At 43.4% G+C, this 14,971-nt stretch carries 13 protein-coding genes and 1 riboswitch; of the genes, 4 read left to right on the top strand and 9 right to left on the bottom strand.

The genetic code is table 11. The features are described from left to right. The first annotated feature begins 383 nt into the window (after positions 1–383). Entirely contained in the window at positions 384–836 is a 453-nt protein-coding gene (locus AB4486_RS21535) for an RNA recognition motif domain-containing protein (protein ID WP_372118570.1), read from the top strand. On the opposite strand, the gene murI is transcribed toward AB4486_RS21535, so the two are convergent. The 3 genes from murI to btuB are packed head-to-tail and all read right to left on the bottom strand — an operon-like array spanning position 799 to position 4,197. Beyond that, positions 799–1,605, bottom strand: a complete 807-nt coding sequence (gene murI, locus AB4486_RS21530) for a glutamate racemase (RefSeq protein ID WP_372118572.1) — start codon at positions 1,603–1,605, stop codon at positions 799–801. The two genes, AB4486_RS21535 and murI, sit on opposite strands and share 38 nt — an antisense overlap. 60 nt (positions 1,606–1,665) lie before the next feature. After that, positions 1,666–2,331 carry an ATPase gene (locus AB4486_RS21525; RefSeq protein ID WP_102332806.1) on the bottom strand — a complete coding sequence of 222 codons (666 nt, stop codon included), beginning with the start codon at positions 2,329–2,331 and terminating at the stop codon, positions 1,666–1,668. Between the two features lie 48 nt (positions 2,332–2,379). Beyond that, entirely contained in the window at positions 2,380–4,197 is a 1,818-nt protein-coding gene (gene btuB / locus AB4486_RS21520; protein ID WP_372118567.1) for a TonB-dependent vitamin B12 receptor, read from the bottom strand. A 39-nt stretch (positions 4,198–4,236) separates the two neighbouring features. Beyond that, positions 4,237–4,442: riboswitch (cobalamin riboswitch) on the bottom strand. Between the two features lie 154 nt (positions 4,443–4,596). Here btuB and trmA point away from each other — a divergent pair. Continuing rightward, positions 4,597–5,706, top strand: coding sequence for a tRNA (uridine(54)-C5)-methyltransferase TrmA (trmA, locus tag AB4486_RS21515; RefSeq protein ID WP_016783992.1), 1,110 nt, complete (start codon positions 4,597–4,599; stop codon positions 5,704–5,706). A gap of 80 nt (positions 5,707–5,786) precedes the next feature. Here the strand turns inward: trmA and AB4486_RS21510 are convergent, their stop codons facing one another. Together AB4486_RS21510 and fabR are read right to left on the bottom strand one after the other, a co-directional pair. Then, entirely contained in the window at positions 5,787–6,158 is a 372-nt protein-coding gene (locus AB4486_RS21510) for a YijD family membrane protein (RefSeq protein WP_004736696.1), read from the bottom strand. Next, on the bottom strand, positions 6,158–6,799 hold the full coding sequence (gene fabR / locus AB4486_RS21505) for an HTH-type transcriptional repressor FabR (protein WP_010438693.1): 642 nt from the start codon (positions 6,797–6,799) through the stop codon (positions 6,158–6,160). The genes AB4486_RS21510 and fabR overlap by 1 nt, the downstream gene beginning before the upstream one ends. A gap of 327 nt (positions 6,800–7,126) precedes the next feature. On the opposite strand from fabR, the gene sthA reads away from it, so the two are divergent. Next, positions 7,127–8,527, top strand: coding sequence for a Si-specific NAD(P)(+) transhydrogenase (gene sthA, locus AB4486_RS21500; protein ID WP_010438694.1), 1,401 nt, complete (start codon positions 7,127–7,129; stop codon positions 8,525–8,527). 189 nt (positions 8,528–8,716) lie between these two features. Here sthA and dinF read toward each other — a convergent pair whose 3' ends face one another. From dinF to AB4486_RS21480, 4 genes are all read right to left on the bottom strand, one after another. After that, complete coding sequence (gene dinF / locus AB4486_RS21495) at positions 8,717–10,072, bottom strand: MATE family efflux transporter DinF (protein ID WP_016790532.1); 1,356 nt, start codon at positions 10,070–10,072, stop codon at positions 8,717–8,719. Positions 10,073–10,189: 117 nt separating this feature from the next. After that, entirely contained in the window at positions 10,190–11,068 is an 879-nt protein-coding gene (locus AB4486_RS21490; protein WP_016768444.1) for a class I SAM-dependent methyltransferase, read from the bottom strand. A gap of 98 nt (positions 11,069–11,166) precedes the next feature. Beyond that, positions 11,167–11,787, bottom strand: a complete 621-nt coding sequence (gene lexA / locus AB4486_RS21485) for a transcriptional repressor LexA (protein WP_022570862.1) — start codon at positions 11,785–11,787, stop codon at positions 11,167–11,169. Positions 11,788–11,881: 94 nt separating this feature from the next. After that, positions 11,882–12,244 (bottom strand): diacylglycerol kinase, encoded by a 363-nt coding sequence (locus tag AB4486_RS21480; protein WP_010438699.1) that lies wholly within the window; start codon positions 12,242–12,244, stop codon positions 11,882–11,884. A gap of 221 nt (positions 12,245–12,465) precedes the next feature. Here AB4486_RS21480 and plsB point away from each other — a divergent pair, with 221 nt between their 5' ends. Further along, positions 12,466–14,889 (top strand): glycerol-3-phosphate 1-O-acyltransferase PlsB, encoded by a 2,424-nt coding sequence (gene plsB, locus AB4486_RS21475; protein WP_372118562.1) that lies wholly within the window; start codon positions 12,466–12,468, stop codon positions 14,887–14,889. Positions 14,890–14,971: the final 82 nt, after the last annotated feature.

Below are 14,971 nucleotides of genomic sequence, written 5' to 3'. Positions count from 1 at the left end.
GTTTAAATTGTTAAAGAGCGCTAGCGTTTTGTGATTCACATCTCAGTCGCTAGGGGTGCGTACTATACCTGCACCACTTTGAGAGTCAAGGGTTATTTTCAAACTCTTTTTCTCTACCGATTTCGCTGTGTGACTTTCGTCTCACTCCGTGTCGGTGAGGCGGCATTATAGAGAGATTGAGATGGAGCACAAGGGCTTTTTGAAATAAAAGTTTTGTTCGCCTAAAAAGCCACCAGATCCGCATTTTTCGAATAAAAACTAAACATTTGAGACGTATCACAGCAATACATTGGAAAAATGGAAGCCATGAACGTAAGATTCATGTGTCTATTTTGTTAATGGTAGATGCGTCTATTTCGTTTATTAATATGTAGTATTCCGATATGAACTCAAAAAAATCGATGTTGTTAATTGTCGCACTGGCTGTATTAGGCGGCATTGTTTTCTCTCAGGTAGATATATCGCCTGCAATTACCTTTATCCTTGGTGTCTTGGCTTCCGCTTTTGTTGTTAACTTTTCAAGCACCGACTCACAATCAGATTCAGAACCTAAGGCTTCAACCAAAACACTTTATGTGGGTAACCTTCCATATAAAGCGAACGAATCACATGTACGTGAATTATTCTCAGAGCATGGTGAAGTATTTGCAGTACGTTTAATGAAAGACAAACGTACTGGTAAAAGAAGAGGCTTTGGATTTGTTGTTATGGCAAGTAATGATGTGAATCATGCAATCTCTGCACTTAACGATAAAGATTACATGCAACGCACTTTAAAAGTACGTGTTGCAAATGATCCTAAACATCCTGAAGCGGACGAATCTGAACTGAGTTAAACCCTAACTGCTTTAACATACTATTTAGTGCACTTTCTTTTTTAGGAAGTGCACTACAAAAAACCTCACGCACTCCCACTTCTTTATTAATGCTTTCCAAACCCAACAAATCTTGAACTCGCTTCGCTATTGCTTTACCAGAATCTATCAGCACTACACTTTCACCTAGTACTTGTTGAATCTCAGATTTGATAAGTGGGAAATGAGTACATCCTAAAACAGCCACATCAATCGTGTTGATCATCGGTTGAAGGATTTTCTGTAGCTCTTCAAGGCTAATTTCCTCACCTCTGAGTTTATCTTCGGCCATATCCACCAGTCGAGTAGAACCCAACAGCTCTACTCTTTTATTACTCGAGAAGTTTTTGATGAGCTCGTGTGTGTATTCACGAGTAATCGTCGCAGGGGTTGCAATAAGTCCAACCGCTTTATTAGCCAGTAACGAGGCAGGTTTGATTGCCGGGACAACACCGACAATAGGGATAAGGTTATTAGCGCGAAGTGCAGGCAGGACTATCGTACTGGCCGTATTACAAGCTATCACCACAATATCAATAGCGTGACTCGCAACAAAACTGGCGACGATACTTTGGACTCGCTGAATGAGGACTTGCTGATCGAGCTCACCATATGGGTAAGCCTCGTTATCGAATACATAGATATAGTTGTGATTTGGTAGTAACTGGCTTATCTCTTTATATACAGAGAGGCCGCCAACTCCAGAATCAAAGACCAATATGTTTTTTTGTATGCTTTTCGACACAACCATTACCTGTAAGAAGTTCCGCAGCAATGATACCCCTTCACTTAGTTTTCGCCAATCATCACTCTATATAATGCAAGCTCGGTAGCGTTGATGCCCAAAGCGCTCACCCTGCTCTACATTTTCTAGCTCTATCTTGAGCTTACCTTTAAAGCATGGCGCTGACGTTACTAAGGTATGGAACTCACCATCTTCTCCACATGGGTCGACGTGACTTGGCAAACTGTCTATTAGTTCAGGCGTGTATTCTTTCCCGCAATAGCTCATGTCTAATGCATCGCTATCAACTGTGACGAGAAAGGTTTCGATTCCTCTATTTATGATTTCTTGAGCCAGAGTTTGGCTACTCTCTCCTAGTAGAGGAAATACACACTCCCAGCCCGCAGGTTCTATATAACTTCTTCGGTAATCAGCAATACCATTGCAAAACATATCGCCGAATGCCACGGCATCAATAGATAAACCCGATCCTTTAAGCGCCGTAACAATCGTACTTTGATAGATCTCGTTACTTGGGAACACCTCCGGCAGCTCAATCGTTATTAGAGGCAAACCGATCAATGTAGCCTGCATTCCGACAACCTCGATTGGCGTGACTTGGAAAGGGACCTCATCTCCAACATACGTAGTATAGAGAGCAACAACTTCATACTCGGTGCTTTCAAGTAGACGTTCTAGGGTTAATGTAGAGTCTTTACCTGACGACCAACTTATGACGACTTTCTTTTTCATTGATATACCCAATAAGAAAAAACCGCCCGAAGGCGGTTTAGGTGAAAATTAGAATTGGTAAGTAGCATTTACGTAATATGTACGCTCTGGAGATGGGTATCCACCAGCTGTCTCGTACTCTTCATCAGTAAGGTTCTCGACTCGACCATTTAAAGTAAGATTTTCATTTGCATAGTAGTTAACTGAAACATCAAACAAACTGTATGCAGCCAACTCTTCAGAGAAATCTGGTCGTGCTCCTACGTATTGGTACCCCAATGACAGATCAACATCATCGAAACTAGCTACCGCGTTATACTTATAAATCTTCTTTGCGCGGCGAACTAACTGCTCACCAGATTGATCTTCGGGGTCTTGAAAGTTAGCGCTCACTTCATGATTAATAAAGCTAGTATCAAATCCTACGACCATTTCCACACCACGTAGTTGGCTTTCGCCATCAGTATTGTAGTACTTGCTTGTCGCGTAGTTATAATCTATTAAGTCTTCGACGTTCGTATCATAGCCAGTAATCGACCAATCAACATCCTTGATTAAGCCACCAAAAGTCAGTTCAAATGAATCTGCCTTTTCAGCTTCTAACTGTGCATTACCGTAGTAGCTATATAGTTGATACAAGTTAGGTGCTTTGAAGGATGTGCCATAAGCTGCTTTTACAACAAGCCACTCAGCATAACGATAGCCTAACCCTGTGTTGTAAGTAGTTTCTGTACCAAACTGCTCATTGTCATCAACACGAAGACTCAGTTCTCCGAACACTTTATCCGCATCTGCGTTTAATGCAGCGAAGTACGCAACATTCGTTCTGTCGTATTCAGTATTCGAAGGCTTAACAATATAAGCCTCATCACGCCAATCTACACCACCACTAAGAGTCAGTGACGACGTTAGTTTGTATGAATTCACCCATTGAACATTTAGCTGTTCAAGCTCATCAGATGTTGCTGACGCTGAGTTCTTGCCTAAAGACTGTTCGTAGTTCCAGTTATCTTGATTCTGATAGTTAACTAAGAAATCAGACTTAAGTTCACTGCCACTATATTTAACACCAGTAGCAAAGGTCGAATTTTGAACTTCAGCTTCTTTGTAAGAATGGTCTGTACCAAATGAACCATCGTACTGAGAAATGGTTTCAAACATACGGAAATTCGCGAAGCCACTCCATTGCTGATCAAAATTATGAACATAACCAATTAGAGCATTGCGTGATTCAAAACCATGGCGATCACCATCATTAACACCTGGTAATGGATGAACGTTGTATCCCTCATCGGAATCGTAACCAACAGATACGTTCAAGTGACCATTTTCACCGACCTTAGTACCACTAACAAAGCTCAGCTCTTGGTAATCTAAGCTTCCTAAACCTGCACTAACTGCCGTTTTTTCATTGTCAGAGTTTGCAACAGTAATAATGTTGATAACACCGCCGATAGCTTCTGAGCCATACATAGCGGCACGAGCTCCTCGAACGTATTCCACTCGGTCAACGAATGTAATTGGTAACTGGCTAAAATCGACACCACCCTTTGCAGCTCGCGCAAAACGAATACCATCAATGAGAACAAGCACTTGATCAGAGTTAGCACCACGAACAAAGATCGAAGCTTGCTGTCCTCGGCCTCCATTTTGTGAAACCTGAATACCCGTCAATCGTCTAAACACATCTGTTAGAGACTTAGCTTGAATTCGATCGATATCTTGGCGTGTTACTACTTCAACTTGAGCGACAACACTTTCCGTGCTTTGCTCAAAACGGTTAGCCGTAACCACCATGGTTTCGTCGGCAGATGCTTGTTGGGCGTGTAAATTGGAGATAGGTGAAAGCAGCGATGCTACAGCAACCGCTAAAAGGGATTTGTTCATGTTGTGATCCTAAATCGCGTAAAGTCCTACCAAACCACATCTTATGACTTGGCCGCTGGCAGGTATTCGGACTCAAGAGCACAACCCTTATGGTTACCTAATATTCGACTTCCCACAAAAAGCTATTTGCAGTGTCTTATGAATACTCGTTCTCTTTTACCGCTGCGCGTCAGTTCTGGATTCACACCAGATTCCCTCTTCAGCCATCTATACATCCAAATGGCACCAGCTTGTCGGAGATAGTATTAACCTATGAATCATTTGTCTAGTCTAAGATAGTTATAAGCTATAGTTTTCAAGGTCGATTTACATTGAATAGCTCTCAACACTGGACAAGCGCCTGTGATTGAATAAAATCTGCGCTCTTGATTTAAAAGCACGACAGCAAAAGGCATAACAATGGCGAATTTAGATGTAAACCCGCAACGCTACCAAGAACAGCTCGCAGAAAAGACTGAACGTCTTACTGAAATGTTCTCACAATACAATGTGCCTGAGCTGGAAGTGTATGAATCTCCAGAACAACACTACCGGATGCGTGCTGAATTCCGCGTGTGGCATGAAGGTGACGATATGTATTACGTCATGTTCAATCAAGAGACCAAAGAAAAATACCGCGTAGACCAGTTTCCTGCGGCTAGTCGTCTTATCAACGATCTAATGCCTCTATTAACGGATGCAATGAAGAGCAACCACTCTCTACGCCACAAGCTATTCCAAGTAGACTTCCTTTCTACGTTAAGCGGTGAGATTTTGGTGTCACTGCTTTACCACCGTCAATTAGGTGAACAGTGGATTCAAGATGCTAAAGCGCTTAAGCAGCAATTAAATGATGAAGGCTTTAACCTAAACCTGATTGGCCGTGCGCGTAAGATGAAAATCGTACTGGATCGCGACTACGTCATTGAAAAGCTAGATGTGAATGGTGATAGCTATATATACCAGCAAGTAGAGAACAGCTTTACTCAACCAAACGGCAAAGTAGCAGAGAAAATGTTGGAATGGGCTGTCGACTGTACTCAAGACAGCAAAGGTGACTTGCTTGAGCTTTACTGTGGTAACGGTAACTTCTCATTAGCTCTGGCACAAAACTTTGAGCGTGTACTTGCAACAGAGCTAGCGAAGCCATCTGTAGAATCTGCTCAATACAACATTGCGGCGAACAAGATTGATAATGTTCAGATCATTCGTATGTCTGCGGAAGATTTTACCGTAGCAATGGAAGGTAAGCGTGAATTCCGCCGCCTACAGCAAGCAAACATCGATCTAAAGAGCTACAACTGCAACACTATCTTTGTTGATCCACCGCGTTCAGGTATGGACGTTGATACTTGTAAGATGGTGCAAGGCTACGAGCGCATCATGTACATCTCTTGTAACCCTGAAACACTGAAAGAGAACCTAGAGATCTTAAGCGAAACCCACGATATCACTCGTTTTGCTCTGTTCGACCAGTTCCCTTACACGCACCACATGGAAGCAGGTGTGTTCTTAGAACGTAAAGCATAAAACACGCTTTCTCGACCTAAGACAAACAGCAGATACAAAAAAACGAGCCAATCGGCTCGTTTTTTTATTTATAGGTTGGCTTAAGCTGTCTTGCCGATAAAGCCTAACTTCTTACCTACCCAAGCTAAAAGCAGCATCGCGACAATAATCGCAAAGAAGTTTGAACCTGCATCAGGGTGCTGTGCTTTCACAAAAGCCGAGTGGCCAAATGCACCTACAAAGAAACAAGCCAAACCCACTAACGGAATATCTTCAGATACTGGATTAGTTAGGTATTCTTGGTAAAGCGCTTGTACAGCCAAAACTAAAGCAATCAGCGGGAAAATAGAGAAGCCCACTTCGCTCATTGTTACCCAAGATAACAGTGCATCACCACACACACCTGCAACAACAGCAAGTACGAGTGTCTTTCTTTCAGAACCACGGTTTACAGTATTATTTTCATTCGACATTATTCAATCCCGCCTTTTAATCGGTTACGTTCACGTTCTTTACGATACCAAAAAGCCCCTTTGGCCATCATTCGTAATTGCATGATCAAGCGTTCAGCCAATTCATCTCGCTGACGTCGATCTAAATCTAATGCTTCTGCCCCTGAGTTGAAAACCAATATGACCGAGGCTTCTGCTTGAGTAAAAGCTTCATCTCTTGTCATGCCTGTCGTTATCAGGTATTCGGTTAATTCAGCAGAGAAGTGTTGTATCTCACGAGCTACCGCTGCACGAAACTCAAATGAAGTTCCTGAGCGCTCGCGTAATAACAGTCTGAATACGTTTGGGCTGCTTTCAATGAATTCCATAAAGGTTTCAACCGATGTGCGAATCACACTGCCTTCTTTTACTATACGCTGACGAGCTTGACGCATTAATTGGCGTAATAATAAACCACCTTCATCAACCATGGTTAAGCCGAGCTCATCCATATCTTTAAAGTGACGATAAAAGGAAGTCGGTGCTATTCCAGCCTCACGAGCGACTTCTCTCAAGCTTAGGTTGGAAAAACTACGATCGGCGCTGAGTTGGCTAAATGCTGCATCAATTAAGCTACGACGAGTTTTTTCTTTTTGCTGTGCGCGAATGCCCATTGGTTTCATACTTTATCAATTTCTTCTTTTACAGCCTAAACAGGCATGTCTGATTCTCTGGTTAATATAACGCGAATCACTTCTTTATATAAGGCACTCTGGTTATATAAGACACTAAACACACCTCTTTGTTCACGTACCGAAGTAAATACGTTCGAAGAAAAAATTTCAATATCCACACTGTCATTTGGAGACATACGACATACCAAATATTCTTTTTTCGATGACTCGGCGTGATCTCACCGACTCTCTGATACCCTTTTCATGTACCCAAGAACAGAATCAGTTAAAATCTCGCTAAAGCAATGTTAATCAAATACAACAAGGAAGATAGCTATGCCACACTCCAACCACTTTGATGTAATCGTAATTGGTAGTGGCCCCGGAGGAGAAGGGGCAGCGATGGGATTAACCAAAGCCGGGTTGAACGTTGCAATCATTGAGAAAGAAAGCAGCGTTGGTGGTGGTTGTACTCACTGGGGAACCATTCCGTCAAAAGCACTGCGTCACGCTGTTAGTCGTATTATCGAATTCAACAGCAATCCGCTGTTTTGTCAGAACAACAAAAGCATTCACTCAACGTTCTCTAACATCTTGGGGCATGCTAAATCAGTCATCGACAAACAGACTCGCTTGCGCCAAGGATTCTACGACCGCAACCAGTGTACGCTAGTGTTTGGTACTGCACGTTTTATCGATACTAACACTGTCTCGGTAATGCAAAGCGATGGTACTGAAGAACATTACAGTGCGGACAAATTTGTTATCGCGACAGGTTCTCGTCCTTATCAACCAGATAATGTCGATTTTCTGCATGAACGTATTTACGACAGCGACTCGATTCTTTCTCTTAAACACGACCCGCAACATATCATCATCTATGGTGCTGGCGTTATTGGCTGTGAATACGCGTCGATTTTCCGTGGTTTGGGCGTAAAAACCGATCTCATCAATACTCGAGACCGCTTACTGTCATTCTTAGACAATGAAACCTCAGATGCGCTTTCTTACCACTTCTGGAACAGTGGCGTAGTCATTCGTAACGATGAAACCTTTGAGAAAATTGAAGGCACTGATGACGGTGTAATCATTCACCTAGAGTCAGGTAAGAAAATGCGTGCTGATTGCCTACTGTATGCCAATGGCCGAACAGGTAACACAGACAGACTAAACCTTGGTGCTGTTGGGCTAGAATCGGACTCTCGTGGGCAAGTCTCAGTAAATACCAATTACCAAACCAATGTTGATCATGTTTATGCTGTCGGGGATGTGATTGGCTACCCTAGCCTAGCAAGCGCTGCTTATGACCAAGGTCGATTTGTGGCTCAAGCAATAGTGAAAGGTGAAGCTGAACGCCACCTTATCGAAGACATTCCAACAGGTATCTACACCATCCCGGAGATCAGCTCTGTTGGTAAAACTGAGCAAGAGCTTACCGCAGCTAAAGTACCGTATGAAGTGGGACGTTCTTCCTTCAAGCACCTAGCTCGTGCTCAAATTGCGGGTAAAGACATTGGTAGCTTGAAGATTCTGTTCCATCGCGAAACCAAAGAGATTTTAGGTATCCACGTGTTTGGTGAGCGTGCCGCTGAAATCATCCATATCGGACAAGCGATTATGGAGCAGAAAGGTGAAGCGAATACCATCGAGTACTTTGTAAATACAACCTTTAACTACCCAACGATGGCAGAAGCTTATCGTGTTGCAGCACTCAACGGGCTTAACCGTTTATTCTAGACAAAGCACCAATAGTAGTATTTGACCACCCATAGGCCAAATACAAAAACAGCAAGCAGCGCGCTTGCTGTTTTTATTTAAGATATTGAACATTAAAGCATTAATAGTAATTAGATCATGATGTTCTAAATACCCCTTTTCCTGTACAGCCTCTATTTGTTGCTCCCTGAACTGAGCTATCTAAGTAAGCTAAGCGAGAAACTCACCCTTTTTCCACTGAGAAACAAACAACACACCAAGACCAATTCCGCGCATTGCCATAAAGCTCAGCATCGCTAGCCACAGTGCATGGTTTTCTAAGCCTGATACTAAGTAGAAAATCGCGAAAAAACTGCAAGTCGCAACAAACATACTATTGCGCATATCCTTGCCTTTAGTGGCCCCAACGAAAATACCATCCAACAAGAAGCACCACATAGATACCAATGGCATCGCAATCAGCCATGGCAGATACACCTCGGCTTGGCTCTTCACGTCTGGGATTGTGGTGATCATATTGATTAAGCTAGAGCCAGCGATTACGAACGCTATGGTCAGTACTAAACAAGTATTGAAGCTCCAGAAGAAAGTACCAATCAATGACTGGTTTAGTTCATCTTTGTCTTTCGCGCCAATCGCCTTACCAACCATAGCTTCCATTGCATAGGCAAAGCCATCCATCCCATAAGAGATGATCATCAAGAAACTCATCAACACGGCATTGGCCGCAACAACATCATCGCCAAAGCTTGCACCTTGGAAAGTCATGAAAGTGAAAGTCGCTTGTAGACACAATGAACGAAGAAAGATATCGCGATTCAGTTTCACGAAACGACTCAAACCTTGGCTAGTTTTCTTAAGCAGATCCCATGGCGATGGTAACTGTTTCTTCGCCCAGATTCGGTAAACACAAATCAGGCCAAATGTTAGACCAGCATAATCCGCCATTACAGATGCCAATGCAGCACCTTCCACTTGCCACCCTAAACCGATAACAAAAACGATATCCAAAATGATATTGGTGATGTTGGTGATAATCACCATCCACATTGGCGCTTTGGCATTTTGAGTTCCGAGTAACCAACCTAAAATTACAAAGTTAGTTAGCGCAGCAGGTGCACTCCAAGCGCGGATTGAGAAATATTGCTGACCATAGTGCTTAACTTGATCACTGGCGCTACTCAATGAGAAAACTAAATCGGCGACTAGACTGTGTAAAAGCAAAAAGACACCAGCAAACCCTAAGGCCATAGTCACGCCTTGCACAAAGACTAAGCCAAGTTGCTTGCCATCATTCGCACCATAGGATTGTGCGGCTAGCCCTGTTGTCGACATACGCAGGAAGCCAAGCAACCAAAAGGTCACACTGATCATAGTGCCGCCTAATGCCACACCACCTAAATACCAAGAATGCTCTAGATGACCAATAACCGCCGCATCGACTAAGCCCAGCAGTGGAACCGTAATATTAGAGAGAACCATCGGGATTGCGAGCAACAGCACTTTTTTGTGCATCGCCTGATTGGATAGCGTTTGAAAAATAATTTGGGGATTAAATAGCTTCACGATCACCTCTTAGTTTAGAGGCGATAGTTTAACCTAGTGGGTGGGCTTTCACTATGTTGTGTACTTTGTGTATTGGTTAGCTTTTACCAAACTATGTGTTGATAGAAGAAGCTAGCGCTACCATTTAACGAGTACTAATTGAGGAGTTAAACGCTTTTTAAACTGAGAAATCTTACACAACAATCGCTGCCACAACTTCCAACGATTACATTGCTGCTCTAATGGTGAAAATGACTTAACCCATTGCGCCCATGGCAACCAATTGAGAACACTGTCTATTGGTGAAGACAACCCGTGAGCATACTTTCCAGAACCGAGCTTTTGCCCAAGAGCACTCGAGCTTTTGTCTCCAGCTAACACTAAACACGCGTGTGCATGAGTAAAGTAACGACTCAATGACTGAATAAAGTGCGCCGTCAGTTGTTCATTACAATCAAGCAGAGCATGTTCACACACCACCATCACAGAAGCTTGCTCTGGAATATTAAGTTCATCCAACCAAGTTAGGTCATCGACAGAGCCACACTCTAAGCGATAGCGTTCATTTTTGTGGAACAAGCGTTGTCGCCAAAGCAGATTCTCGGTTACATCTAACTCAACCCAATGACAGCGGCCATTATCTAAACGGTAGAAACGGGTATCGAGCCCTGCTCCCACGTTAATAATCCAAGCATCTGGGTTATGAGATAAAAACTGTTGAACTTGAGAATCACAAAGTTGAGTCAGTGTCGCGTAAAGGAGTTGCTGTTGGTCGAGTTCACCGGTAAGACATTCTGGTGCGAGCTGGCAACGCTTGCAGGCTTGAGCTGCGATAGGGTCATAGACTAGGCCGTCATCGGCAAGGCTTTCGCGGCTGCGAAACCAAAGATGTTGAACGAGATTCGTCGGAACTTGGAATTCTTGATGTGCAGACCCTTGATTAGAAGAAGCCTTTTGAACAGAGGAGCGCGGCTTACGAATAAGCGGCTTCATTTGAGGTTTGGTTGGATTTGGCATCATCATCTTCCTTGTATCTAGACAAAGAAGATGATAATGAATATCAATTACAATAACAAGTTGTTGAGAATAAATATCAATAAGCTTTTTTGCAATGACTACATCCAGTCGGTGTTACGAATAATACCAACAGCCAGCCCTTCAATAGACAAATGTTGAGATTCTAGATCGACGTGAATTGGAGAAAACTCTTCATTTTCAGCATGTAACAGAACCGTTGAACCTTTGCGTTCTAGGCGTTTTACCGTTACATCATCATCAACACGAGCTACAACAACCTGACCGTCGCGTACGTCTTGTGTTTTATGAACAGCCAGTAGATCACCATCCATAATACCGATGTTTTTCATACTTTCGCCATTTACACGAAGTAAGAAGTCAGCCTGAGGTTTAAACATACCTGGGTCTACTTGGTAATGCATTTCTACATGCTCTTGAGCCAGAATAGGCTCACCAGCGGCAACCTGACCGATTAATGGTAAACCTTGTTCCTCATTTGCTGCATCTTCAAGCAAAATACGAATACCACGAGACGCACCCGGGATAATCTCTATCGCTTCTTTACGAGCAAGAGCTTTTAAATGTTCTTCTGCTGCATTAGCAGAGCGGAAGCCTAGTTCTCGTGCAATTTCTGCACGTGTCGGTGGCATACCGAAATCGTCAATCTTACTTTTGATAAGATCAAAAACTTGTTGTTGGCGCGGCGTTAACGGCTTCATGATTCACCTGTCTTTTTATACAGTTGACTGTGAGTATATCCAGTAACTGAACAAAAGCAAAGCAATTGGTTGTTTTTAGTTCATTTTTCAAGAATCACAAAAATAGGATCTCTAGCCACACGTAACCCGCTAGTATTAGACAGATGAGAACAGCCGCCGAGCCGACATCTTTCGCCATCCCAGAAAGCTCATGATGCTCACTACCGATTCGATCAACAACTGCTTCAATCGCGGTATTGATTAACTCGACAACCATCACTAACACAACAGCTGAGATCATCAAGATTCGCTCAACTTGGCTTACGTCCAAATAGAATGCCAACGGAATCAGTATTGCTGCCATGAACACTTCTTGCCGAAATGCAGCCTCGCTTTTAAACGAACTTGTGAGGCCTTGCCATGAAAAGCCTGCTGCTTTTATGATGCGTTTGAATCCGGTGTTTGATTTTTTGGTCATTTTTAACTCTATACTCAATCAGTCGATGAATGATTTTCCACAAACTTAACGGCAATATGACTATTTCCATTAAAAGGTTAGACCAGTTTCTGGTATTCTTGCATCGATTAAATTTACGCCTAGGCTTATCCCTATTTCACTCATAGGATTTATCCTTTTTCATCATAGAAATAGAGATACGCTTGAGCACATTGAAATAACTATTGAGGCAGTGAACCTATATGTCTTCTGGACAATCTTTTTCACGTTCATTAATGAAGCTACCTTTATCCGTATTGGTAAAGGGCACATCAATTCCTTCAAACCCTGTTGAGGATTTGAACATTGATTTGAGCAAACCGATTGTATACGCCTTACCGTTTCGCTCAAGTGTCGACATTCTTACATTGCAAAAACATGCACTTGAATTAGGCCTACCTGATCCGTTGAGCAAGCTTGAAATCAACGGCAAATCACTGCAACGCTACGTTTTCATCTCTTCTCGCAAAACTCTGCTGCAAGACGATGATTATGTACCAAGCTCTTCAATTGAAGTGTTCTCTGAATTGCTTTCACTGCACGCCGACGACTCTGAACTCGATGTTCAAGTTATCCCTGCTACCGTTTTGTGGGGGCGCAAACCTGGTAAAGAGAATAACCAGAAGCCTTACCTACAGGCAATGAACGGCTTAGAGAAATCAAAAGCGGTATTGCTAGCCGGTCGTGACTGCTTGGTTCGCTTTAGTCCTGTGGTTTCTCTGCGTTACATGGCCAACTCACACGGCACCGACAGCACCATCGCACACAAACTGGCGCGCGTGGCACGTATTCACTTCTCTCGCCAAAAGCTTGCAGCATCAGGCCCTAACCTGCCAAGCCGCCAAGCTCTGTTTGATCGCCTGTTAAAATCAGAAGCGATCAAAAAAGCGATTGAAGACGAAGCACAAGCAAAGAACATCTCGATCGAGAAAGCGAGCAAAGAAGCTCAAGACATTATGGACGAGATTGCTGCGAACTTCTCTTACTCGCTAATCAAACGCGGTGAGAAGATTCTTGGTTGGTTGTGGAATAAGTTGTATCAAGGCCTGCATATCAGCAACGCTTCAACAGTTCGTAAGCTGGCTCAAGATGGTCACGAGATTGTTTATGTGCCTTGTCATCGTAGTCACATGGATTACTTACTGCTTTCTTACGTGCTTTACCACGAAGGCATGGTGCCGCCGCATATCGCTGCGGGTATCAATCTGAACTTCTTCCCTGCCGGTCCTATTTTTCGTCATGGTGGTGCGTTCTTTATTCGTCGGAGCTTCAAAGGCAACAAGCTGTACTCGACTATTTTCCGTGAATATCTGGCAGAATTGTTCGCTAAAGGTTACTCAGTTGAGTACTTCAGTGAAGGTGGTCGCTCTCGTACGGGTCGTCTACTGCAAGCTAAAACCGGCATGTTGGCGATGACTATTCAGGCTATGCTGCGCGGCATGAACCGTCCAGTAACGTTAGTACCTGTGTACATCGGCTATGAGCACGTAATGGAAGTGGCGACCTACGCAAAAGAACTTCGTGGTAAGCGCAAAGAAAAAGAAAATGCGAGCCTAGTGATTCGTACACTCCGTAAACTGCGCAATTTTGGTAAAGGCTACGTCAACTTTGGTGAGCCGATTCAGCTTAACCAATATCTGAACGAGCACGCTCCAGAGTGGACTAAAGATATCGATCCAATGGGAACCAGCAAGCCACAATGGATGAATCCAGTGGTCAATGACCTGGCAACCAAAATGATGACACACATTAACGATGCGGCAGCGACCAACGCACTAACACTTTGTGCAACGGCGTTACTGGCTTCAAGACAGCGTGCATTGTCTCGTGACTCTTTGGTTTCTCAGATCAACTGTTACCTGTCTCTGCTTAAGAACGTGCCTTACTCTGATACATTTACGGTACCAAAAGACAGTGCTGAAGATCTGGTAAAACACGCTGAATCGCTGAACAAGTTCCTAATTGAATCAGACTCAATGGGCGACATCATTTCGCTAGACCGTCACCAGTCAATTCTGATGACCTACTACCGTAATAACATCATTCATTTGTTTGCTCTACCATCATTAATTGCTCAGATGACCATTCGTCAGCACGGCCTAACCATTGACACGATTCAAGAGAACGTTGCTGCTATCTACCCGTTCTTGAAGAAAGAGTTGTTCTTAAGCTATGACGAAGATCAGCTTGAAAGCGTGGTAGCGAACATCATTGAAGAGCTTGTTGGCCAAGGTATGCTTGTGGTGTCGGACAACCAAGTCACCATCAACCAGTCAAACAGCCAAGCACTGATGCTGTTAGGCCGTACGATTTCAGAAACGCTACAGCGCTACTCTATTGCTTTGAACCTATTGGCAGAAAACCTTGATCTGGATAAATCTGATCTTGAGCAGAAGAGCCAAGACATCGCACAACGACTGGGACGTCTACAAGGCATTAATGCACCAGAGTTCTTCGATAAAGGCGTGTTTGCGTCGATGTTCGCCACTTTGAAACAGCAGCAATATCTGGATAACGATGGTAACTGCGATTTAGAAAAGACTCAGCAATTCGCTAAGCTTCTCTACTCAATGCTTTACCCTGAAGTACGTTTGACGATTCAAGAGAGTATCCACCAAGCGGAGTAATCATCAGCTTAGAATCTCTTGAATAGCGAGACCGAACACGATCAAAAAAGGCACCCAATGGGTTAATGCCGATCAGTTAAAG

The organism is Vibrio sp. 10N.222.55.C6 (genome assembly GCF_041473395.1).
GTDB lineage: Bacteria > Pseudomonadota > Gammaproteobacteria > Enterobacterales > Vibrionaceae > Vibrio > Vibrio crassostreae_C.
This window is presented reverse-complemented; position numbering and strand designations above follow the sequence as displayed.

Excerpts from the sequence above, each read along its gene's own strand:
- fabR (WP_010438693.1), bottom strand. The coding sequence starts at position 6,799 with ATGAAACCAATGGGCATTCGCGCACAGCAAAAAGAAAAAACTCGTCGT.
- sthA (WP_010438694.1), top strand. The coding sequence starts at position 7,127 with ATGCCACACTCCAACCACTTTGATGTAATCGTAATTGGTAGTGGCCCC.
- AB4486_RS21490 (WP_016768444.1), bottom strand. The coding sequence starts at position 11,068 with ATGCCAAATCCAACCAAACCTCAAATGAAGCCGCTTATTCGTAAGCCG.
- lexA (WP_022570862.1), bottom strand. The coding sequence starts at position 11,787 with ATGAAGCCGTTAACGCCGCGCCAACAACAAGTTTTTGATCTTATCAAA.
- btuB (WP_372118567.1), bottom strand. The coding sequence starts at position 4,197 with ATGAACAAATCCCTTTTAGCGGTTGCTGTAGCATCGCTGCTTTCACCT.
- plsB (WP_372118562.1), top strand. The coding sequence starts at position 12,466 with ATGTCTTCTGGACAATCTTTTTCACGTTCATTAATGAAGCTACCTTTA.
- AB4486_RS21535 (WP_372118570.1), top strand. The coding sequence starts at position 384 with ATGAACTCAAAAAAATCGATGTTGTTAATTGTCGCACTGGCTGTATTA.
- AB4486_RS21480 (WP_010438699.1), bottom strand. The coding sequence starts at position 12,244 with ATGACCAAAAAATCAAACACCGGATTCAAACGCATCATAAAAGCAGCA.
- trmA (WP_016783992.1), top strand. The coding sequence starts at position 4,597 with ATGGCGAATTTAGATGTAAACCCGCAACGCTACCAAGAACAGCTCGCA.
- AB4486_RS21510 (WP_004736696.1), bottom strand. The coding sequence starts at position 6,158 with ATGTCGAATGAAAATAATACTGTAAACCGTGGTTCTGAAAGAAAGACA.
- murI (WP_372118572.1), bottom strand. The coding sequence starts at position 1,605 with ATGGTTGTGTCGAAAAGCATACAAAAAAACATATTGGTCTTTGATTCT.
- AB4486_RS21525 (WP_102332806.1), bottom strand. The coding sequence starts at position 2,331 with ATGAAAAAGAAAGTCGTCATAAGTTGGTCGTCAGGTAAAGACTCTACA.